Origin of the sequence: Mumia sp. Pv4-285 (assembly GCF_041320275.1) — a bacterium.
GTDB lineage: Bacteria > Actinomycetota > Actinomycetes > Propionibacteriales > Nocardioidaceae > Mumia > Mumia qirimensis.
The window spans coordinates 863,250-883,624 of the sequence record NZ_CP162023.1 but is presented as its reverse complement, the minus strand read 5'-3'; the positions used below and the strand labels follow the sequence as shown (position 1 = coordinate 883,624).

Genomic DNA, 20,375 nt, shown 5'->3' with positions numbered 1-20,375 from the left:
CAGGACCCCGCTCTCGTATACAAACGCGAGACGAATTTCTGCGAACCTAGGCTCCAGCCGGATGCGGGTCAAGGGCCGAGCGCGAAGATTGTATGCAATTGCCAGGTTCGCGGATGCTACTCTCCGAGACCATGACGACGAGGGCCCCGGACGGCGGGATCACCGCCGAAGGGGTGTACGAGGAGATCCGTGCGCAGATCCTCTCCGGGCGCCGGTTCGGCGGGGAGTGGCTGCGCGAGGAGGACCTGGCGAGCGAGATCGGCGTCAGCCGCACCCCCGTCCGCGAGGCGTTGCGTCGGCTCGCTGCCGACGGGCTTGTCCGCCACGAGCGGCACCGCGGGGTTCAGGTCCTGAGCTGGAGCGTCGACGACCTCGAGGAGATCTTCACGATCCGCGGACTGCTCGAGCCCTTCGGTGCTCGCCTCGCCGCGATGTCGGAGGCGCTCGACCTCGACGCGCTGGACGAGCTGGCTACGGCGATGGACCGGGCCGCCGACCCCCGACGGGACCCCGAGGCGCTGACCGCGCTCAACAACCGCTTCCACACCGCGATCGTCATCGCATCGGGCAGCGATCGACTGCGCTCCCTGCTCGCATCGATCGTGCAGGTCCCCCTCGTCCAGAGCACCTTCGCGCACTACACGCCGACGGCCCTGGCACGCAGCCTCGCCCAGCACCACGAAATCGTCGAGGCCCTGCGAGCCGGCGACGCCGACTGGGCCGAGTCCGCGATGCGGTCGCACATCCGCCACGGCTGGATATCGCTGCGCGAGCGGTTGCCGACCCTCGGCGCCCTGGCTGACTCGCCTCCAGACGACTGAAGTTTCCGCGCCTGCCTCACAACACATCGCAGTTCTTGAGTCGATCTTCGCAACGATTCGCCCTCGGCGCGCAACGCTTGTCGACATACGTTCGAGTCACCGCACGGCACGGAGGTATGGATGACGATCACCACGGGCGCTCTCGCGCCCGATTCGGCGACCCACGAGCGTACGGCGCCACGGACGACACAGCGGGACGCGTCGCCTCGCCGCTTCCTCATGTGCCGCCCCGAGCACTTCGACGTCACGTACGCGATCAACCCGTGGATGGACCCGAGCAAGCCGGTCGACACGGCTCTCGCGATCGCGCAGTGGGAGCTGCTGCGCTCGACGTACGAGGTGCTTGGTCACCAGGTCGATCTCATCCACCCGGTCGAAGGCCTCCCCGACATGGTCTACGCCGCGAACGGTGGCGTGGTCTTCGAGGGCAGGGCGATGGCGGCCCGGTTCACCTTCGCCGAGCGCCAGCCCGAGGGCGCGGCGTACCAGGCGTGGTTCGAGGACGCCGGCTTCCGTCCGACGATCCAGGCCGAGTCCACGAACGAGGGTGAGGGCGACTTCCTCGTCGTCGGCCGGATCATCCTCGCCGGGACGGGCTTCCGGACGTCGGTCGCTGCGCACCACGAGGCTCGGGAGTTCTTCGGCGCTCCGGTCATCTCGCTCCAGCTGGTCGACCCGCGCTTCTACCACCTCGACACCGCGCTCGCGGCCCTCGACGACCGCACGATCGCGTACTACCCGCCGGCGTTCAGCGCGCAGAGCAACGCGGTCCTGCGCCAGCTGTTCCCGGACGCGATCGTCGCGACCGACGCCGACGCCGAGGTCCTCGGCCTGAACGCCGTCTCGGACGGCCACAACGTGGTCCTCACGGACAAGGCGGTCCGCCTGCACGAGCGGCTGCGCGAGCGCGGCTTCAACCCTGTCGGCGTCGACCTGAGCGAGCTGCTCAAGGGCGGCGGAAGCGTCAAGTGCTGCACTCTGGAGGTACGAGCATGACCACCGTCTCGTTCGTCGACGTCCCCCACATGAGCCGCTGGATCTCCGAGCAGGGTGCCGAGCGCATCATCGGCGAGATGGTCACCGCCCTGGAGGACGACTTCCGCCGCTGGCCGGTGTTCGACAAGTCGCCCCGCCACGCCGTTCACTCCGTCGAGGGCGTGATGGAGCTGATGCCCACGAGCGACGGCGACGAGTACGGCTTCAAGTACGTGAACGGGCACCCCAGGAACCCGCTGCGGGGCTTCCAGACGGTGACGGCGTTCGGAGTCCTCGCACAGGTCCACAACGGCTACCCGACGTTCGTCGCCGAGATGACGCTCCTCACCGCCCTCCGTACGGCGGCCACCTCGGCGATGGCCGCACGCTGGCTCGCCCGTCCGGACGCGACGACGATGGCAATGATCGGCACCGGCTCGCAGGCCGAGTTCCAGGCGCTCGGGTTCCGCGCCGCTCTGGGCATCAGCAGGCTGCACGTGTGGGACACGGACCCGGCGGCGATGGCCAAGCTGGTCCGCAACCTCGAGCCGCTCGGATTCGAGATCACCGTCGCCACCAGCGCCGCGGACGCCGTCCTCGGAGCGGACGTGATCACGACCTGCACCGCCGACAAGACGAACGCCACCGTCCTGCGTGACGTCGACGTCGTTCCCGGCGTCCACATCAACGCGATCGGCGGCGACTGCCCCGGCAAGACCGAGCTCGACCAGGCGATCCTCGAGCGGGCCACGGTCTTCGTCGAGTACCCCGAGCAGACCCGTGTCGAGGGCGAGATCCAGGCGTTCGGTCCGGAGTTCGAGGTCACCGAGCTGTGGCGCGTGGTCGCCGGCGACGCACCCGGACGCGCGTCGATCGACGAGATCACCGTCTTCGACTCCGTCGGGTTCGCGATCGAGGACTTCATGGCGCTGCGTTTCGTCCGCGACGCCGTGCGCGGCACCTCGTACGAGGCGTCGCTCGACCTCGTCGCCGAGCCGAGCGACCCCAAGAACCTCTTCGCGATGGTCGCTCCCGTGCGGGCTGAGACGCTCGTCGCGCACTAGGTCGCCACACCCGCGCGGGTACCGTCGAGAGATGGTCCGTCGCGCGGCTCTCGGTGTGGCGGGCGCCATCGCCTTGCTGGTCGCAGGGTGTGGCGGCCCGCCTGTCGAACGTGCGCCCGAGCCACCCGCCGAGAGCAGCTCGTCACGTCCTGCCCCCACGTCGCCGACACCGGCACCGACCACCGCGGTGACCACCCGGTCACCTGAGCCCGTCGCGGTGCATCCCGCCCCTCATCGCGACGCGCTCCTCGACATCCCGTCCCTCGGGGTCGAGGACCTGCGTGTCGTCGCGTACCGCGGCAGGACCGACGACGCTGCCGGCACACGGATCCAGAACCGCGGGCGGGCCGCCAGTCCGCACGGACCTCGTGGAGGTTCCGGACCCGGCGGTGTCGGCAACTACCAGGTCACCGCGCACCGGCTCTCGTCGACACGGGCCTTCCTCGACCTGCCCGAGCTGCGGCGCGGCGATCGCGTGCACGTGAGCGCCGGGGGGACGCGGTGGACGTACGAGATCGTGCGTACGCGGTCGACCTCGTTCCGGTCGGCCCGCTCGCTCAGCGAGCAGCGCGCTGCCGTCCCGGGTCAGCCCGGTCGCACGCCCGACCGCGCGTACATCACGCTCTCGACCTGCGCCACGCCCGAGGACCATGCGCGGGGGAACTTCTGGGCCGACGAGTTCGACAACCCCGAGCACCGCATCGACAAGATCGGGGTCCTCGTCCGCACCGAACCGGCCTGACCGTCGCCGTCGTCACCCGAGCACGATCACCAGGACGCCGACCCCGAGCAGCAGGTCGAGCGTGCCGCACCACTCGGCGAACGCCCGGCTCACGACGGCGTCCTCGTGCCAGTGGACAGCGTCCCAGACGGCGTGCCCGATCAGCGCGGTGCCGACGATCGTGGCCGCGAGCACGGGGTCGGCGTACGCACCGACGAGTCCGGCGACGAGGAAGAGGGCGGTGAACCAGGGGTACAGCCGCTCGAAGCGCGACGGCCCCCACCGGTGTCGTACGGCGCCGAGAAGTGCCAGGGCGACGGCGACGACCGCCAGCACCGGGACGGGGTCGACGTCGACGACCCGCAGGACCACGACCGCGACCATCTCGGCCGCGACGACCGCCCAGATCAGGCCCTGCCGGTCGAGGACCGCGGTCGCGATGTATCCCAGCGCCGCAACGACGAGGACGAGCGCGGCCTCCGACCCCTCGGTCATGTCGGACACGATGTACGCGCCGGTCGCGACGCCGAGCATGGTCGGCCACCGCCTCACGAGCCAAGGCGCACGGCCACGCCGCCCGGTTCCGGTCTCTCGTCCCTCGGTCGCACTGGGCATGCGACGACGGTACGAACGTCCCACCGACCAGGACCCCGCGCGACGGGTCGTGTCCGAGATCCTGGGGTTCCTGTCCATTCCGCCGTGCAGTACGCGGCGTCGTACGCCTGACGGTCATCGACTAGCGTCGTCTGGTGACCTCCCCCGACCAGACGCTCCGCCGTGCGCGGGTCGCCGTGGCCGTGCTTTTCCTGACCAACGGCGCGATCTTCGCGAACGTCCTCCCCCGCTATCCGGAGATCAAGGCCGACCTGGACCTGACCAACGCCTCGTACGGATTCGCGATCGCCGCGCTCCCGGTCGGTGCGCTGGTGGCCGGGCTGGCCGCAGGGGTGCTGATCCGCCGCTTCCGCTCGTCGCGGGTGGCGGTCGTCGGCACGATCCTCACCGGCCTCGGCGCGTTCATGATCGGCGTCGCCCCGACGCTCGGTGCGTTCGCTGCCGGACTGTTCGTGCTCGGCGCCATGGACGCGATCACCGACGTCGCCCAGAACGCGCACGGACTGCGCGTCCAGCGCCGGTACGGGCGGTCGATCCTCAACGCCTTCCACGCCGTCTGGTCGGCGGGCGCGGTGCTCGGTGGCTTGATGGGGGCGGGCGCGGTCGCGCTGGGGCTCTCGACCGCGGTGCACCTCGGTCTGTCGTCGGCGCTGTTCTCCCTCGTCGCGATCGCTGCGTTCCCGTTCCTGCTGCGCGGCCCCGAAGCCGACCCGGTCGAGGACGTGGAGCCCGACGGCACCCCTGCGCGACGCGTCAACCGCTCCGGCGGGCCGACCCCTCGGACGATCCTCGTCCTCGGCGCCCTCGTGCTCCTGGGCATCGCCGGCGCTCTCGTCGAGGACGCGGGCAGCACGTGGGCTGCGGTCTACCTCAACGACTCGCTCGGCGCGGCGGCCTCGATCGCGGCGTTCGGGTACGTCGCGCTGGTCGGCGCGCAGTTCGTCGGCCGTGTGCTGGGCGACCGTCTCGTCGACCGGTTCGGGCAGCGAGCGGTCGTCCGCGTGGGTGGCCTGATCACGGCCTCCGGCATGGGGGCTGCGCTCGCCTTCCCGACCGTGCCGGGGACCATCGCCGGCTTCGCGGCCGCCGGCTTCGGTGTGGCGACCGTCATCCCGGCCGCGATGCACGCGGCGGACGAGCTGCCCGGCTTCAAGGCCGGCAGCGGCCTCACCCTGCTCACGTGGCTCATGCGCATCGGCTTCCTCGCGTCGCCGCCGATCGTGGGTCTCGTCGCCGACGCGACGAGCCTGCGGGTCGGCCTGCTCGCCGTTCCTCTTGCGGGCATCACGTTGGTCGCGCTCGCGGGTGTCCTGGACGGACGGCGACGCGTCTAACGATCCCCTGGGCGGAGGTGCCGCCACTCCACGTCGGCCACGACGCGTTGGATCTCGGCGTGGTACTGCTCGGCCGCGAAGGCGAGATCCGGGAGGTCCAAGGGGCTCGGCCTCACCGCCAGCTCGAACTCGTCGAGATCAGCCTCCGGGGGGAGCGCCCCGGCGTACCAGGATGCCGAGGCAGCATCCTTCCAGCGCACGCGACCGTGGCGTTCGCTGATCACCCACGAGACGTTGCCGCAGCCGACGCCGCCGCCGCACGCACACTCGTACAGCGCGATCCTGCGCGGCGGGTCGGCCGGCAGCAGCGCACCGGTGGCAAGGACCTCGTCGGCGGGCAGGGGCTCGTGTCCGTCGAGGAGCCGGGCGATCGGGACGCCGTCGGCGTGGAGGACGGCGAGGTCACGCCCACGCTCACTGCGCATCTCGATCGTGAACGTGCTGACGTGGGCCATGCGGGGAGCATAGGGTGACGCTCCGCCGGCAGCTCAGGAGCGTGACTCGACCACGTGACCGCGACCGATCGAGCCCACGTCTCTCGTCCCGCTGAGCGCCATCGTGAGGTCGAGCTCGGCGACGACGTTGCGGATGACGTCCTCGACACCGCGCTGACCCGCGAGCGCGAGGCCGTAGACGTACGGCCTGCCCAGCAGCACGGCGTCCGCCCCGAGCGCGAGTGCGGTGAAGACGTCGGCTCCGGTCCTGATGCCGCTGTCCAGCAGCACGGTCGGCTCGGGCCCGATCTCCGCGCGGACGTCCAGCAGCGCGTCGAGCGAGGCGATCGAGGAGTCGATCTGGCGTCCGCCGTGGTTGGACACCACGATCGCGTCGACGCCGAGCTCGAGTGCGCGGCGAGCGTCGTCGGGACGCAGGATCCCTTTGAGCACCACCGGCAGCGACGTCCGCTCGCGCAGGGTGGCCAGGTGGTCCCAGCTGAGGCCGGGGTTGGAGTAGATGTCGAGGAACGTCTCGACGGACGCGCGGGGCTGCGGTGAGCGGACGTTGTCCCAGAAGTCGCCGGGGTGGTTGCGCGACATGTCGAGCAGGGTGCGGACGGCGCCGAGCGTGACCTCGACGGACGGTTTCTCGGACGGCGACGCCAGCCGCTCGCGCACGATCTCCTGGAACCGCGGGTCGGAGGTGTACTGCGCGATCCCGATGCCCCGGCTGAAGGGGAGCGAGCCGAGGTTGAGGTCCTGCGGACGCCAGCCGAGGACGGTGGTGTCGAGGGTGACCACGAGGGCACCGGCGCCGATCGCCTCGGCGCGCTGGATCAGACTGTCGACGAGCCCCTCGTCCTTGCTCCAGTAGAGCTGGAACCACCGGGACGCGTCGCCCATCTCGGCGGCGCACTCCTCCATCGGGCTGCAGCCCTGGTTGGACATGACGTACGTGCTGGCGGTCGCCGCGGCGGCGCGAGCGATGTGGAGGTCGCTGTCGTCCTTCATGAGCGCCGCGGCACCGACCGGCGCGAGCAGGAGCGGGCTCGCGTGCCGGGCGCCGAGAAGCTCGACGGAGAGATCGCGGTCGCCGGGCGCCGAGGCCATCGCGGGGACGATGGCCCACTGGTCGAAGGCCGCACGGTTGCGGCGGACGGTCCGTCCCTCGCCGGCGCCACCCGCCACGTACGCCCACGCCTTGGCGCTGCTCACCTTCTTGGCACGCCGCTCGAGCTCACCGAAGTCGGCCGGCACGGCGGGGCGGCGGCCGAGCACGCCCGCGCGGTAGATCGCATTGAGCCGGTCGATGCCGGCACCTCGTGCGGGGGTCGTGGTCATGGCGCCTCCTCCTGCTGCGGCGCCCGTCCGGCGCCGGAGAACACGCTAGATCACGTCAGGACGCCGGGGCTGCGGACGGCGGGATGTTCTGGTTCAGGTGGAAGACGTTGTCGGGGTCGAACATGTCCTTGAGGGCGGTGAGCCGGGCGAGCTTCGCCGGCGGGTACGCCCTTCGCACGCCGGCCGCGCCGTCGTCGCTGAGCACGTTGACATAGACGCCGCTCGCGAAGTGCTCCAGGCGGGCCCCCGCTGCTCGGGCCGCCGCGATGCGCGACTCGTCCTCGTCCGGATCCGTCCAGCGGACTGCAGCGACGTACTCGAAGGTCGTGCCGCGCTGGCTGTAGGCCGTCTCGTCGTCCGGCACGTCGGCGATCGCGCCGCCGTAGGCCTGGAGGCTCGACGCGACCGAAGGGTCCTGGGCGACGAGCACCTCGATCGCGGCGTCCGTGAGGTCCCGGAAGTAGTGACCCTTCCAGTAGCGCCTCAGCGCATGGCCTTCAGCGCTGTCCTCGCGTCGCTGGAGGTCGACGTACGACAGCTCGACGACGCGCTCGGCGACAGGGTGCCCGAGCGCTTCCAGCTGGCGCGCGTGCTCGCGCCCCTCGTCGGGATCACCGATCCAGACGAACCCGAGCGTGACCACCCCCGCCCAGATGCTGGCGGCGTACGTCGCCCGTCGCGGCGCCATGGCGCTCAGGTCGCGCCAACGCGCGACGGCCGGTGCTGCCTCGTCCGCCGGAAAGTCGAGCTCGACGCTCAGCGTGCGGGTTCCCGTGTCGTGCAGCCGGAGCTCGAACTCCGTCACCACCCCGAAGTTGCCACCGCCGCCCCGCAGGCCCCAGTACAGCTCCGGGTTCTCATCCGCCGCCGCGCGCACGACGTCGCCCGTCGCCGTGACCACCTCGAAGGAGACGACGTTGTCGCAGGTCAGCCCGTACTGGCGGGCGAGCCACCCCATCCCGCCGCCGAGGGCCAGCCCGCCCACACCGGTGTGCGAGACGTTGCCGGCCGTGGTGGCCAGCCCGTACGGCTGGGTGGCCGCGTCGAGCGCGCCGAGGAGGGCGCCGCCCTGGACCCAAGCGCGCCGCCGTCGCGGGTCGACGCGGACGCCTCCCATCGGCGTCAGGTCGATCATCAGGCCGCCGTCCGGCACCGCGTGCCCGATGACGCTGTGGCCGCCGGACCGCACCCCGATCTCGAGCCCGTCGCGTCGGGCCGTCTGCACGGCAGCCGCCACGTCGCCGACGTCTCGGCAGCGCACGATCATCGCCGGCCGGTGGTCCACCATCGCGTTCCACACCTGGCGGGCACGGTCGTACCCGTCGTCGCCCGGGCGAAGGATCCTGGTGTCCGGGATCGTCCGCGGCTCTCGCGCCTCGCCTTTGTCTGCATTCTCGACTGGTCGCCCCATGGCAGGAGTGACCGCCCACCTGCGCCGAACTCATCGCGTGAGAGTGTCGGAGGCGTGGAAGACGACGCGCTGATCCTCGACCTCCAACCCCTGCCGGACGGCATCGACGAACGACTCGCCGCTCAGCTGACGTTCATCGCCGAGGCCGACCGGCTCAAGACGGTGCTCCGCGCATCGCCGCTGGCTGCCGCGGACCGGCGCGAGAACGATGCCGAGCACTCGTGGCACCTCGCCCTGATGGTCGTGCTGCTCGCCGAGTACGCGGACGCCCCGATCGACGTCGGGCACGCCGTGAAGCTCGTGGTCGTGCACGACCTGGTCGAGGTGTACGCCGGCGACAGCCCTGTCTACGACCCGCAGGCCGTCCTGGACCAGCAGGCGCGCGAGGAGGCTGCGGCCGACCGGCTCTTCTCGCTGCTCCCTGCGGACCAGGCACGCGAGATCCGGGAGCTGTGGGACGAGTTCGAGGCCGGCGCGACACCCGAGGCACGGTTCGGCAAGGGGATCGACCGCTTGCAGCCGATGCTGCTCAACTGGCTCGCGGGTGGCGGGACCTGGTCGATGCCGGGCGCGACCGAGGCACGGGTCCGAGCCCGCGAGGCCGGCGTCGTCGCCGCGTCCGCCGCACTCGGCGACGCAGCGGGTCTGATGGTGGACGAGGGCGTCCGCCGCGGCTGGATCCGCACGTCCGAGGGCTGACCCTCAACCCAGGGCGCGCGAGAGCCGGTGCGCCTCGTCCAGCAGCAGCCGCCCCAGCTCGGCCTGTCGCTCGGGACGGAACCGCGACTCGATCCCGGTGAGCGTGAGCGCCCCGCGCGGTGCGCCCGCCGTGTCGAACACCGCGGCGGCCATCCCCCAGCTGCCCTCGACGACCAGACCGGGGTTGACCGCCCACCCCGCCTCGCGCGTCCGGGCGATCCGTTCCCGCACGGACGCCGGCTCGTGGGCGGCGCCCCACTGGGTCGTGAGGTCCGCCCGCCTCAGGTAGTCGTCGATGTCGTCGTCGCTCAGGTACGACAGCACCACGAGACCTGCGGATACCACCCCGAGCGGGAACCGCGCTCCCTCGTACAGCACGAAGGAGCGGATGGGGAACGCCCCGTCCTCGCGCAGCAGGACCACTGTCTCGTCGCCGCGGCGGACCGAGAAGAACGCGCTCTCACCGGTCGCCTCGGCCAGCCGGCGTACGCTGCCCCGCGCCTCGCGCGTCACGTCGAACCGCGACGCGGCTCGGGTGCCGAGCACGTAGAGCTCAGGGCCGAGGAACCAGCGGCCGGTGGCGCCGTCGCGGTCCAGCATGCCTTCCGCGGCGAGCGACTCCAGGAGGCGGTGCGTCGTCGCACGGGGCAGCTCGGTGTCGCGCGCGAGGTCGCTCGTCGTCACGCCGTCGCTCGACCCGGCAGCAACGGCGCGCAGGATCCGGCCGACGCGACCGACGAGCTGGGAGGACTGCGCCATGCCACGATCGTACGAGGTATCCGCTGAGTGGACGCTGGAGGCGGAGGTTGACCGCCGACCGAGAGGAATCCCAGGGACAAGTCCGGGATCATTGACGAGAAGACCCGCATCGCGTTCACTCGACGTGACCACTGGATGGACGGAGGCACATCGATGAGGAAGCTCCGCGACGACGCTCAGGCGGCGCTCGACGGCATGTTGCACGACGGCATGACGATCGCTGTCGGAGGGTTCGGCCTGTCGGGCAACCCGTTCGACCTGATCGAGGCCGTCCGCGACTCGGGTGTCCAGGACCTCACCGTGGTGTCCAACAACATGGGCGTGGACGGCAAGGGCCTCGGGATCCTCCTCGAGAGCAGCCAGGTCACCAAGGTCATCGCGTCGTACGTCGGCGAGAACGCGCTGTTCGCGAGGCAGTTCCTCGACGGGGCGCTCGAGGTCGAGTTCACGCCGCAGGGCACGCTCGCTGAGCGCATGCGCGCCGGGGGCGCGGGGATCGCCGCGTTCTACACCCGGACCGGCGTCGGCACGCCGGTCGCCGAGGGCAAGCCGACCGAGGAGTTCGACGGCGAGACGTGCGTGCTCGAGCGCGGCATCGTCGCCGACCTCGCGCTCGTCCACGCGCACACCGTCGACCCCGAGGGCAACCTCCGCTACCGGCTGACGGCGCGCAACTTCAACCCGATCGTCGCGACCTGCGGACGCACGACCGTCGTCGATGCCCAGCACGTGCTCGACACCTATCTCGATCCCGACGACGTGCACACCCCTGGGATCTACGTCGACCGCGTCATTGCGTCGAGCCCCCGCGAGTACCCGATCGAGCAGCGTACGACGCGCCCCCGCCCCGCCAGCACGACCGAGGAGGCCTGACCATGGCTTGGACCCGTGACGAGATGGCCGCTATCGCGGCACTCGAGCTGAGCGACGGCGACTACGTGAACCTCGGCATCGGCATCCCGACCCTCGTGGCCAACCACCTGCCGGAGGGTGTCTCGGTGTCGCTGCAGAGCGAGAACGGCCTCCTCGGGATCGGCCCGTTCCCCTACGAGGGCGAGGAGGACGCTGACCTGATCAACGCCGGCAAGCAGACCGTCACCGCAGCACCGGGCGCGAGCATCTTCGACTCGGCGACGTCGTTCGCGATGATCCGCGGCGGCCACGTCGACGTGGCGATCCTCGGGGCGCTGCAGGTCGGCGCGAACGGCGACCTCGCCAACTGGACCGTGCCCGGCAAGCTCGTCAAGGGCATGGGCGGCGCGATGGACCTCGTGGCCGGCACCCGCCGCGTCGTCGTGATCACCGACCACGTCGCGAAGGACGGCACGCCCAAGATCGTCGAGGAGTGCACGCTGCCGCTCACCGGTGCGGGAGTCGTCGACCGGATCATCACCGACCTGGCCGTCCTGGACGTCACGCCGGACGGGCTGAAGCTCGTCCAGGTGTGTCCGGGCATGACCGCCGACGACATCCGCGCGAAGACCGACGCACCGGTGCGCGACTGACGGCTACGCGACTGGTGCGGGGACCCGGACCAGCGCGAGCGGCACGTGGTGCTGCCCGGCGTGCATGTCGCGGTCGCGGAGCGACCCTTGGCTGATGGGCCGTGGGAACGAGATCTTGACGACGTTGAGCGACGGGATCCTGAACAGCTGGACGGCGCCCGCCTCGACGCCGTACAGCGCAGCGACGACCTCCTCGTTGACGTACGACGCGTCGGCCGCGAGCGCGTACGACACCTCGTCGCGCATGAAGAGCTCCATCGTGACCCAGAACGGTCCGGCGTTCTTCGAGCGGACCTCCAGCGCGACCTCGCCGAGCGTGATCGTGTCGTGCGTCATGCGAGGACCTCCTTCGTCTCGATCCGGAACATGCTGGTCGGGGTCGTCGAGTCGACGACGTGGTTCAGGACGAACTCGTACGCGGCTCCGCGCTCGATCTCGGCCGGCGACGTCGCGAACGCGAAGCTCGGCAGGTAGTCCATGTCCGGGGTGGGCAGGTGCAGCATCAGCGGGTTCGCGACCTTGGCGACGGCCGTCGCGGTGGCCTGGTCGGCGGCGCTGACGAGCAGCATCACGCCGACCTCACGGGGTGGTCCCGTGGCCGGCTCGAGGTTGTCGAGCACCGCGTTGTGGCCGTACAGGCGGATGTCGAACTCGTAGTCGTCCGGGCCGAGCCCGAGCGTCTGCGAGACGCGCTGCTCCAGGATCGTACGGAGCAGGTCCGCCCAGCCGTCGATGTCCGCGAGCACGAGCGGGTCGCGGATCGCGGCGAAGGAGAGCGTCTCGTAGCCCGTGAGGCGCGCACCCTCGAGCTTGATCGTGTGCTGGTCAGCCACGTGGAACTGCGAGCCCTCGACCCGGACGCGTCGCTCGTCCAGCGCCTCGTACGTCGCCTCGCTGACGTCGATCGTGCCGTCCGGCTCGCGCATCTGGAACGGGTTGACGGTCTCGTACAGCATGTGCGCGGAGACCGAGGTCGGCGTGCAGGCGGCGTCGAGGTCGAGGGGCTCGATGGTGAAGCCGTCTGCGTCGATCGTCGCGATCACGCCACCGGAGCGCGGGTTCGTGGTGCACTGGCCGCCGCACTCGACGATCTTCGAGACGTGCCAGGTGGGTCCTGCCGGCATCCCCTTCATGAGCGGGAAGGCCGCCGCTACGGCCGTGTCGGTGGCGCGTCCGGCCAGCACGACCTGCGCACCGGCTTCCAGGGCCGCGACGATCGGTTCGTGACCCATCATGCCGACGATGTGGGTGCAGCTCTGGAGGACCTCGACGCTGAGCTCGCCCATCGGCGGCAGCGGGTGCGTACGCCCGGCGTCGAGGTGCTCCTTGAGGTCGGCGGCGGACTGCTCGCTGTAGATCCGGGCGACGGTGAGATCGAGCCCCTCCTCGCGCATCACCTGCGCGGCGATGCCCGCCACCCAGTCGACACCGGCGTCCGTGCCGCTCGTGCCGCACGACCCGACGATCACCGGGATGCCGGCGCCTGCGGCCGCCGTGAGCATGATGCGCAGGTCGCGAGCGACCGCTGCGGCGGTCGTCTTGGGCTTGGACGCGCCCAGGTAGGCGGGCCCGGAGTCGGTCGAGCCTCCGTCGATGGAGATGACGTCGGCACCGAGCGCGATGCCCCGCTCCACCGTCGACTCCGCGAAGCCCGCACCGAGCATGCCGGCCGGGACGAGGATGCGTACCGACTCCGTCTGCTGCGGGTCCTTGGTCGTGGTCATGGTCGTCCTCTGGTCGGGGTCTGCTGGTCGTGGTGAGACGTGGAGGTCACAGGGAGATCGCCTCCTGCACGGCGGCGGCGAAGTCGGTCGTCGTCGCGGTGCCGCCGAGGTCGGGCGTGCGGACCTCGGCCGCTGCGAGCGTCGTCCGTATCGCGCCGAGCAGCGCCGCGGCCGAGTCCTTCTCACCGAGGTGGTCGAGCATCATCGACGCCGACCACAGCGCGCCGATCGGGTTCGCGATGCCCTTGCCGGCGATGTCGGGCGCGGAGCCGTGCACCGGCTCGAACATCGACGGGAACTCGCCCTCGGGGTTGAGGTTCGCTGACGGGGCGATGCCGATACTGCCGGCGACTGCGGCGGCGAGGTCGCTGAGGATGTCGCCGAACAGGTTCGACCCGACGATCACGTCGAAGGACGAGGGCTGCAGCACCAGCTTCGCGGCGAGCGCGTCGATGTGCTCCTGACGCCACTCCACCCGCGGGTGGCGCTCGGCCCGCTCACGCACGATCTCGTCCCAGAACGGCATGGTGTGGACGATGCCGTTGGACTTCGTCGCCGAGGTGACGTGGCCGCGACGAGTCGACGCGAGGTCGAACGCGTAGTCGACGACGCGGGTGACGCCGGCCCGCGTGAACACCGCCTCCTGGACCGCCATCTCCTGCGGGGTGCCGCTGGCGAACCGGCCGCCGATCTCGGAGTACTCGCCCTCGACGTTCTCCCGGACGACGACGAAGTCCACCTCTCCGGGGGCGCTGAGCGGCCCCGGCAGACCTGGCATCACGCTGATCGGCCGGAGGTTCACGTACTGCTGGAACCGGCGCCGGATCGGGATGAGCAGCCCCCACAGCGAGACGTGGTCGGGAACTCCCGGCCACCCGACGGCACCGAGCAGGATCGCGTCGTGCTCGCGGATCTGGTCGAGCCCGTCGGCCGGCATCATCGCGCCGGTCTCCTGGTAGCGGGCGCAGGACCAGTCGAGCTGGTCGAACGCGATCTCGAAGCCCGCGAGGTCGGCGAGGTGCCGGAGCACGTCCACGGTCGGGGCCGTGACCTCGCCTCCGATGCCGTCGCCGGGGATCACCGCGATGCGGTAGCCGTTCATGCTGACACTCCTCTCGCGTCGAGCAGGTGAGCGTTGACGCGGTGCTGGGCGCGGCCGGCGAGCGCGGCGACGAGCTCCTCCGCTCCTCGGATGCCGGCGGCGGCGCGCGCCTCGGCGGTCTGGCCGGCCATGTGTGACGTGATGACGATCCCGTCGATCCCCCGGAGCACGCTGTCGGCGGGGAGCGGCTCGGCGGCGACCACGTCGAGTGCGGCGCCCGCGATCACGCCGCGTCGTACGGCGTCGGCCAGGGCGGGCTCGTCGACGATGCCGCCGCGCGCCGTGTTGAGGAGGACGGCGGTCGGCTTCATGCGTGCCAGGGCTGCGGCGTCGATGAGCCCGCGGGTGGTCTCGTCGAGCGCGGTGTGGATCGAGACGTAGTCGGAGCGGGCCAGGAGCTCGTCGAGGCCGACGACCGTGGCCGCCACGTCCGTGCGCTCGTCGGCCGGCACGCGCGTCGTGCACAGCACTTCCATGCCGAACGCGCGAGCCAGCGGGACGACGGCGCGGGCCGAGGCGCCCAGGCCGATCAAGCCGAGGGTTGATCCGCGCAGCTCGTGGCCGTCACCGCGCGGCCAGCCGCCCGCGGCGACACCGGCGCTCAGCTGCACGAGGCGTCGCGCCGACGTGAGGAGCAACCCGAGCGTGAACTCCGCGACCGCGTTCGCGTTGATCCCCGGCAGGTTGCTGACGCTGATGCCGTGCTGAGCGGCGGCCACGACGTCGACCGAGTCGTAGCCGACACCCGTCCGGACGACGACGCGGAGGCGGTCGGCGTGACGGAGCACGCCGTCCGTCATCGGCTCGTTCGCGATCAGCGCGGCATCGACGCCGGCGAGGGCGGCGACGAGCTCCCGCGGGTCACGCGCGCCGTGCATCGGAAGATGGAGGGTCTGCATCCCTGCGTCGCGGAGGTAGTCGTCGACCGCGTCGCCCGGCCGCAGGTAGTCGGTGGTGATCAGGACCCGCGTGGTCACAGTGCCACCCCGTCCGTCCGGCGCCGCTGGAGCATGCTGACCCGGCTGACGACGAGCAGGGCGAACGCGGTGAGCACAGCGATGTCGAACAGCATGCTCGACCAGCTCGTGAGGTCGACGGCGCCGCCGACGATCGCCGGGCCGAGGAAGCCGCCGGAGGCCCAGCCCACGGTGTAGATCCCGGCGTACGTCCCCAGGACCCGGGCCGAGGGTGCGAGGTTCCAGAGGACGACCACGGCGTTGATCATGAACCCCGCCGCACCCGCCGCTCCGACGCAGAACGCGACGACCGTCGCGGTCGGTGTCTGGACGATGCCGCCGAACACCATCGCTCCTGCGAACACCGCCATTCCCCAGAGCATCACTCTGATCCGGCCGACCTTCTCGGCGATCAGCGCCGCGGGGTAGGCCGCCACGATGTAGGCCACGCCCGCCGGGAGGGTGAGCCCACCGGCGTCGCCACGGGACAGGCCGAGCACCTCCTGGCCGTACGGCGTGAGGAGCGCCCGCGATGCGGCCCAGGCGCAGCCGAAGAGGAAGATCGACGCGACCAGGAGGAGCCGGCTGCGGTCCTCGTCTCGGACGATGTCGCGGATGACGTCACGGACGAGGACACGCGGCGCCTTCCCGTTCTCGCCGGCGGCGTCCTCCTCGAGAGCGGCCTGGTAGCCCGCGGACCTGCTGTCGCGCACCTTCCACGCGAGCACGGCGATCGAGACCAGCATCAGCGCCGCCGGGATCGCGAACGCTCCCTTCGGATGCTCGTCCACGACGAGGATGCTGATGAGCGCCGCGACGATGACGGTCAGCGCAGAGGCGATCTTGACGGCCGCGTTGGCGCGGCTGCGTCGCTCCGGCGCGATGAAGTCCGGCATGAGCGACTCGGCGATCGGCTTGAACGAGTTGGCGACCAGGGCGTACGCGAAGATCACGGCGAGCAGCATCGGCAGCGAGGCGTCGGCGTGCGGGATGACGACGAAGAGGATCGCAGCGAGCGGCATGCCGACGACCAGGTAAGGCATGCGCCGACCCCACGACGTCCGGGTGTTGTCGGACCGGTTGCCCATCCACGGCTGGATGAAGATGCCGAAGAGGTTGTCCATGCCCATGCACAGGCCGACGATCGCGGCGCTGGTGATGTGCTCGCGCAGGAGGGGCGGCACCTGGCTGTCGTAGAAGTTCCACGTGGACTCCTGCGCGAACACCGCGAGCGCGACGAAGAACGTGATGCGTCGTTCTGTCGAACGCTGGGACCTTGGTGTCTTTGACGCCGTTGTCGACATGCGGTGGCTCCTCAACGGAAACAGTAGGGGGACGCCCGTACGTGGCTCGCGTCACACTATTTTGCTATAGCAAGACTGTCAAGAGTTGCAAAGCCACATGCGATGGCGTATCCGGCTAGGCTGACCTCGTGCCCTCCGAGCTCTCCACCCACCTCGCTTCCGACACGCTGGCCGACCGTGCGTACCGGTCCATCCGCGCTGCTGTGACGACGGGCGAGCTGCGCCCCGGACAGAAGGTCACCGAGCGGGGTCTCGCCGAGCGCCTGTCCGTCAGCCCGACGCCGATCCGCGAGGCGATCCGCCGGCTCGAGCAGGACGGCCTCCTCGAACGGACCGGCCCGCGCACGGTCGAGGTCGCGCAGATCGGCGACGGAGCCATCTCGGACCTCGCCGAGGTGGAGGTCGCCCTACGCGGGATGGTGGCGCGGTTCGCCGCACGGCACGCGACGCCCGACCAGCTCGACGCCCTCGACAGGATCCTCGACGAGGCCGACGACCTGCTGATCCTCCTCGTCCAGAGGAATCGCAACGGCGAGCCGCTCGACCGCTACGTCGACCTGCTCCTGGACGCGATGCAGCGCTTCAACGACGCGCTCGACGCGTGCGCCGGGAACCCCGTCCTCGTACGCCTCCTCGACCAGGCACGCGTCTTCTCCCGTCCCGAACGCCACGCCCGGATCCTCGAGGCGATCGACCACGACCCCGACTTCGGGCGCGACCGGTACGACAGCCACCGGGCGCTGGTCGTCGCGCTCCGCGGGGGCGACGGCGCCGAGGCAGAGCGGCTCATGACCGAGGATGCGCGCGGCGGGCTCGCCGACCTGCTGGCCGAAGGTCGCCGCTGATCCTGCGGCTGAGCGGCCGTCAGCGCGCCGAGAGCTGACCCGTCAAGCGGCGATGACGCTCGGCGCTCGCCCGGTTGAGGCCGGTGATCGTGACGGACTTGCCCTTGCGTGCGTACTTGGTCGCGATCGCGTCGAGCGAGGCGACCGTCGACGCGTCCCACACGTGTGCGCCGGAGAGGTCGATGACGACCGTGTCCGGGTCGCCGGCGTAGTCGAACTGGGTGTAGAGGTCGTTGCTGGAGGCGAAGAACAGCTCGCCCGTGACCCGGTAGACCGCCGTCGCGGCGCCGTGCCCGTCCTCGACGAGGTCTCGCTCCGTCTCGGTCAGGCGAGCGACGCGTCGAGCGAAGAGGGTCATCGCGACCAGGACCCCCACCACCACCCCGATCGCGAGGTTGTGCGTGAAGACAGTGACGAGGACGGTGACGACCATGACCGCGGTCTCGGACTTCGGCATCCGCCGCAGGGTGGCGGGGCGGACGGAGTGCCAGTCGAAGGTGCCGACCGAGACCATGATCATCACCGCCACCAGGGCCGCCATCGGGATGAGCGCGACCACGTCGCCGAACCCCACGACCAGGATGAGGAGGAGCACGCCCGCGAGGAACGTGGAGATCCGGGTGCGAGCACCGGACGCCTTCACGTTGATCATGGTCTGGCCGATCATGGCGCAGCCGCCCATACCGCCGAAGAATCCGGTGATGACGTTGGCCGCACCCTGACCGAGGGCCTCGCGGGTCTTGTCGGAGCGGGTGTCGGTGATGTCGTCGACGAGCTTGGCGGTGAGCAGCGACTCGAGGAGGCCGACCAGCGCCATCGCGAGGGCGTACGGCGCGACGATCTGCAGGGTCTCGAGGCTGAACGGGACGTCGGGGACGAACCATGACGGCAGGCTGTCGGGCAAGTCGCCCTCGTCACCGACGTTCGGGACGTTGACCGCGGCCAGCAGCGTGAAGGCAGTGAGGGCGACGATCGCGACGAGCGGGGCGGGGATGACCTTGTTGACGCGGGGGAAGCCGACGATGACGGCGATCCCGACCGCGATCATCGGGTAGACCATCCACGGCACGTCGATCAGGTGGTCGATCTGTGCCTCGAAGATCAGGATCGCCAGGGCGTTCACGAACCCGACCATCACCGAGCGCGGGATGAACCGCATCAGCCTCGCGACCCCGCCGAGCGCGAGGACGACCTGGATGAGGCCGCCCAGCAGCACGGTGGCGATCAGGTAGTCGTAGCCGTGGTCCCGCATCACCGGTGCGATGACGAGCGCGACGGCACCGGTCGCCGCGGAGATCATGGCTGGACGCCCACCGAGGAACGAGATCGCGACCGCCATCGTGAACGAGGCGAACAGCCCGACCCGCGGGTCGACCCCGGCGATGATGGAGAAGGAGATCGCCTCGGGGATCAAGGCCAGGGCGACGACGAGGCCGGCGAGCACCTCCGTACGGAGCAGCCTCGGGGACCGCAGGGCCTCGCGCACGGTCGGCTCAGGGCCGGTCGTGCGGCTGGTGAGCGTGGTCAAGAAGTGCTCCGTTCGGACTGGTCGGCCGCGCCAACCCTACCCTCACGTAAGGGTAGAGTTGGAATCGTCGCCCAGTGAAAGAGGTCACCATGGGATCCGCCATGCACATCGGCGAGGTCGCCGCACGCACCGAGCTCTCGCTCCGGTCGCTGCGTCACTGGGACGAGGTCGGGCTGCTACGTCCGTCCGGCCGCACCGAGGGCGGGTTCCGGCTGTACACCGAGGACGACGTCGAGAAGATCCTCGCGATCCGCCGGATGAAGCCGCTCGGGTTCAGTCTCGACCAGATGAGCGTTGCCATGCGCGACATCGAGACCCTGGCCGATCCCGCGGCCGACACCGACGCGGCCGACGAGGCGACGCGCCGGCTGGTCGCCGTCCTCGAAGACGCTGCCGAGCGGCGCGCCCGGCTCGAGGCACAGCTCGCGATGGCGGACGAGTTCATCAGCAGCCTAGAGAGCCGCCTCAGCCGGCCGGCTCGGTGAGATCTCCCCCGCGCGCTTCACGACTAGTGTGGCGAGATGTCGCGCGAGCAAGATCCCGAAGACCGTTTCGCCGAGCTGGCGCGATCCCTCCGCGACCAGAGCAACGAGTCCGACACGATCGATCAGGCACTCGCCATGGCGCTGGAGACCATCGCCGGCTGCAGCGAGGCCACGGTCAGCCTCATCCTGCGGGGCGGCCGGATCGAGACTCTCAACACCACCGGCCCGCGGGCCCGTGACGCAGATCTGCTGCAGTACGAGGTCGGCGAGGGCCCCTCTCTTGACACGATCGTCGATCAGGAGACCACGTTGGTACGCGACCTGGCCCACGAGGAACGATGGCCGTCCTGGAGCCGGCGCGTCCACCACGACCTGGGGTTCGGCAGCGTCCTCTGTTTCCAGCTATTCACCACCGCCGACGACTACGGGGCGCTCACCATGTACTCCGAACGCGTCGACGCCTTCGACGAGCACGACCAGGTGGTCGGTATCGCCATGGCCGCACACGTCGCGGTCGCCCTCGCGTCCTCACGCGAGATCGAGCACCGCAGCCGGTCAGCACACACCCGCACGACCATCGGCCAGGCGATGGGGATCGTGATGGAGAGATACGGCCTTGACACCACCCGCGCCTTCCAGTTCCTCCAGCGCGTCTCGTCGATCACCAACACGCGACTCCTCACTGTGGCCGAGCACGTCGTCGCCACCCGACGGATCCCCGACCGGCACGGGACTGGGCCGTGACGCGG

At 70.7% G+C, this 20,375-nt stretch carries 22 protein-coding genes; 11 read left to right on the top strand and 11 right to left on the bottom strand.

From position 1 onward, the window contains the following. Nucleotides 1-131: 131 nt before the first annotated feature. From AB3M34_RS04200 to AB3M34_RS04185, 4 genes are all read left to right on the top strand, one after another. On the top strand, nucleotides 132-821 hold the full coding sequence (locus AB3M34_RS04200; protein ID WP_370617833.1) for a GntR family transcriptional regulator: 690 nt from the start codon (nucleotides 132-134) through the stop codon (nucleotides 819-821). Between the two features lie 120 nt (nucleotides 822-941). Next, nucleotides 942-1,817 (top strand): dimethylargininase, encoded by an 876-nt coding sequence (gene ddaH, locus AB3M34_RS04195; RefSeq protein WP_370617832.1) that lies wholly within the window; start codon nucleotides 942-944, stop codon nucleotides 1,815-1,817. Continuing rightward, entirely contained in the window at nucleotides 1,814-2,860 is a 1,047-nt protein-coding gene (locus AB3M34_RS04190; protein WP_370617831.1) for an ornithine cyclodeaminase, read from the top strand. Before ddaH ends, AB3M34_RS04190 begins: the two co-directional genes overlap by 4 nt. A gap of 31 nt (nucleotides 2,861-2,891) precedes the next feature. Then, entirely contained in the window at nucleotides 2,892-3,602 is a 711-nt protein-coding gene (locus AB3M34_RS04185) for a sortase domain-bontaining protein (RefSeq protein WP_370617830.1), read from the top strand. A 12-nt stretch (nucleotides 3,603-3,614) separates the two neighbouring features. Here AB3M34_RS04185 and AB3M34_RS04180 read toward each other — a convergent pair whose 3' ends face one another. Continuing rightward, nucleotides 3,615-4,196 (bottom strand): hypothetical protein, encoded by a 582-nt coding sequence (locus AB3M34_RS04180; protein WP_370617829.1) that lies wholly within the window; start codon nucleotides 4,194-4,196, stop codon nucleotides 3,615-3,617. A 134-nt stretch (nucleotides 4,197-4,330) separates the two neighbouring features. Here AB3M34_RS04180 and AB3M34_RS04175 point away from each other — a divergent pair, with 134 nt between their 5' ends. Further along, nucleotides 4,331-5,530 (top strand): MFS transporter, encoded by a 1,200-nt coding sequence (locus AB3M34_RS04175; protein WP_370617828.1) that lies wholly within the window; start codon nucleotides 4,331-4,333, stop codon nucleotides 5,528-5,530. Here AB3M34_RS04175 and AB3M34_RS04170 read toward each other — a convergent pair. The 3 genes from AB3M34_RS04170 to AB3M34_RS04160 are packed head-to-tail and all read right to left on the bottom strand — an operon-like array spanning nucleotide 5,527 to nucleotide 8,719. Continuing rightward, nucleotides 5,527-5,985 (bottom strand): hypothetical protein, encoded by a 459-nt coding sequence (locus AB3M34_RS04170; RefSeq protein ID WP_370617827.1) that lies wholly within the window; start codon nucleotides 5,983-5,985, stop codon nucleotides 5,527-5,529. The two genes, AB3M34_RS04175 and AB3M34_RS04170, sit on opposite strands and share 4 nt — an antisense overlap. A gap of 33 nt (nucleotides 5,986-6,018) precedes the next feature. Next, nucleotides 6,019-7,308, bottom strand: coding sequence for an alpha-hydroxy-acid oxidizing protein (locus AB3M34_RS04165; protein WP_370617826.1), 1,290 nt, complete (start codon nucleotides 7,306-7,308; stop codon nucleotides 6,019-6,021). A gap of 55 nt (nucleotides 7,309-7,363) precedes the next feature. Then, entirely contained in the window at nucleotides 7,364-8,719 is a 1,356-nt protein-coding gene (locus AB3M34_RS04160; RefSeq protein ID WP_370617825.1) for an FAD-binding oxidoreductase, read from the bottom strand. A gap of 54 nt (nucleotides 8,720-8,773) precedes the next feature. Here AB3M34_RS04160 and AB3M34_RS04155 point away from each other — a divergent pair, with 54 nt between their 5' ends. Further along, entirely contained in the window at nucleotides 8,774-9,418 is a 645-nt protein-coding gene (locus tag AB3M34_RS04155; RefSeq protein WP_370617824.1) for an HD domain-containing protein, read from the top strand. 3 nt (nucleotides 9,419-9,421) lie between these two features. Here the strand turns inward: AB3M34_RS04155 and AB3M34_RS04150 are convergent, their stop codons facing one another. Further along, a complete protein-coding gene (locus AB3M34_RS04150; protein ID WP_370617823.1) occupies nucleotides 9,422-10,177 on the bottom strand; it encodes an IclR family transcriptional regulator in 756 nt (251 codons plus the stop codon). Between the two features lie 153 nt (nucleotides 10,178-10,330). Here AB3M34_RS04150 and AB3M34_RS04145 point away from each other — a divergent pair, with 153 nt between their 5' ends. Both AB3M34_RS04145 and AB3M34_RS04140 read left to right on the top strand, forming a co-directional pair. Continuing rightward, complete coding sequence (locus AB3M34_RS04145; RefSeq protein WP_370617822.1) at nucleotides 10,331-11,050, top strand: CoA transferase subunit A; 720 nt, start codon at nucleotides 10,331-10,333, stop codon at nucleotides 11,048-11,050. A 2-nt stretch (nucleotides 11,051-11,052) separates the two neighbouring features. Next, nucleotides 11,053-11,682, top strand: coding sequence for a CoA transferase subunit B (locus AB3M34_RS04140; RefSeq protein WP_370617821.1), 630 nt, complete (start codon nucleotides 11,053-11,055; stop codon nucleotides 11,680-11,682). 3 nt (nucleotides 11,683-11,685) lie between these two features. Here the strand turns inward: AB3M34_RS04140 and AB3M34_RS04135 are convergent, their stop codons facing one another. The 5 genes from AB3M34_RS04135 to AB3M34_RS04115 are packed head-to-tail and all read right to left on the bottom strand — an operon-like array spanning nucleotide 11,686 to nucleotide 16,768. Further along, nucleotides 11,686-12,018 (bottom strand): DUF4387 domain-containing protein, encoded by a 333-nt coding sequence (locus AB3M34_RS04135; protein ID WP_370617820.1) that lies wholly within the window; start codon nucleotides 12,016-12,018, stop codon nucleotides 11,686-11,688. Next, on the bottom strand, nucleotides 12,015-13,406 hold the full coding sequence (locus tag AB3M34_RS04130) for an acyclic terpene utilization AtuA family protein (protein WP_370617819.1): 1,392 nt from the start codon (nucleotides 13,404-13,406) through the stop codon (nucleotides 12,015-12,017). The genes AB3M34_RS04135 and AB3M34_RS04130 overlap by 4 nt, the downstream gene beginning before the upstream one ends. Before the next feature lie 46 nt (nucleotides 13,407-13,452). Then, complete coding sequence (locus AB3M34_RS04125) at nucleotides 13,453-14,508, bottom strand: tartrate dehydrogenase (RefSeq protein ID WP_370617818.1); 1,056 nt, start codon at nucleotides 14,506-14,508, stop codon at nucleotides 13,453-13,455. Next, nucleotides 14,505-15,485: an NAD(P)-dependent oxidoreductase gene (locus AB3M34_RS04120; RefSeq protein ID WP_370617817.1), complete on the bottom strand. Its 981-nt coding sequence runs from the start codon at nucleotides 15,483-15,485 to the stop codon at nucleotides 14,505-14,507. The genes AB3M34_RS04125 and AB3M34_RS04120 overlap by 4 nt, the downstream gene beginning before the upstream one ends. Continuing rightward, nucleotides 15,482-16,768, bottom strand: coding sequence for an MFS transporter (locus AB3M34_RS04115; protein WP_370617816.1), 1,287 nt, complete (start codon nucleotides 16,766-16,768; stop codon nucleotides 15,482-15,484). Before AB3M34_RS04115 ends, AB3M34_RS04120 begins: the two co-directional genes overlap by 4 nt. Before the next feature lie 128 nt (nucleotides 16,769-16,896). On the opposite strand from AB3M34_RS04115, the gene AB3M34_RS04110 reads away from it, so the two are divergent. Next, complete coding sequence (locus tag AB3M34_RS04110) at nucleotides 16,897-17,613, top strand: GntR family transcriptional regulator (RefSeq protein ID WP_370617815.1); 717 nt, start codon at nucleotides 16,897-16,899, stop codon at nucleotides 17,611-17,613. 19 nt (nucleotides 17,614-17,632) lie between these two features. Here the strand turns inward: AB3M34_RS04110 and AB3M34_RS04105 are convergent, their stop codons facing one another. Next, a complete protein-coding gene (locus tag AB3M34_RS04105; protein WP_370617814.1) occupies nucleotides 17,633-19,141 on the bottom strand; it encodes a SulP family inorganic anion transporter in 1,509 nt (502 codons plus the stop codon). An 89-nt stretch (nucleotides 19,142-19,230) separates the two neighbouring features. On the opposite strand from AB3M34_RS04105, the gene AB3M34_RS04100 reads away from it, so the two are divergent. Both AB3M34_RS04100 and AB3M34_RS04095 read left to right on the top strand, forming a co-directional pair. Continuing rightward, on the top strand, nucleotides 19,231-19,626 hold the full coding sequence (locus tag AB3M34_RS04100) for a MerR family transcriptional regulator (protein WP_370617813.1): 396 nt from the start codon (nucleotides 19,231-19,233) through the stop codon (nucleotides 19,624-19,626). Between the two features lie 36 nt (nucleotides 19,627-19,662). Further along, nucleotides 19,663-20,370 (top strand): GAF and ANTAR domain-containing protein, encoded by a 708-nt coding sequence (locus tag AB3M34_RS04095; RefSeq protein ID WP_370617812.1) that lies wholly within the window; start codon nucleotides 19,663-19,665, stop codon nucleotides 20,368-20,370. Nucleotides 20,371-20,375 lie beyond the last annotated feature (5 nt).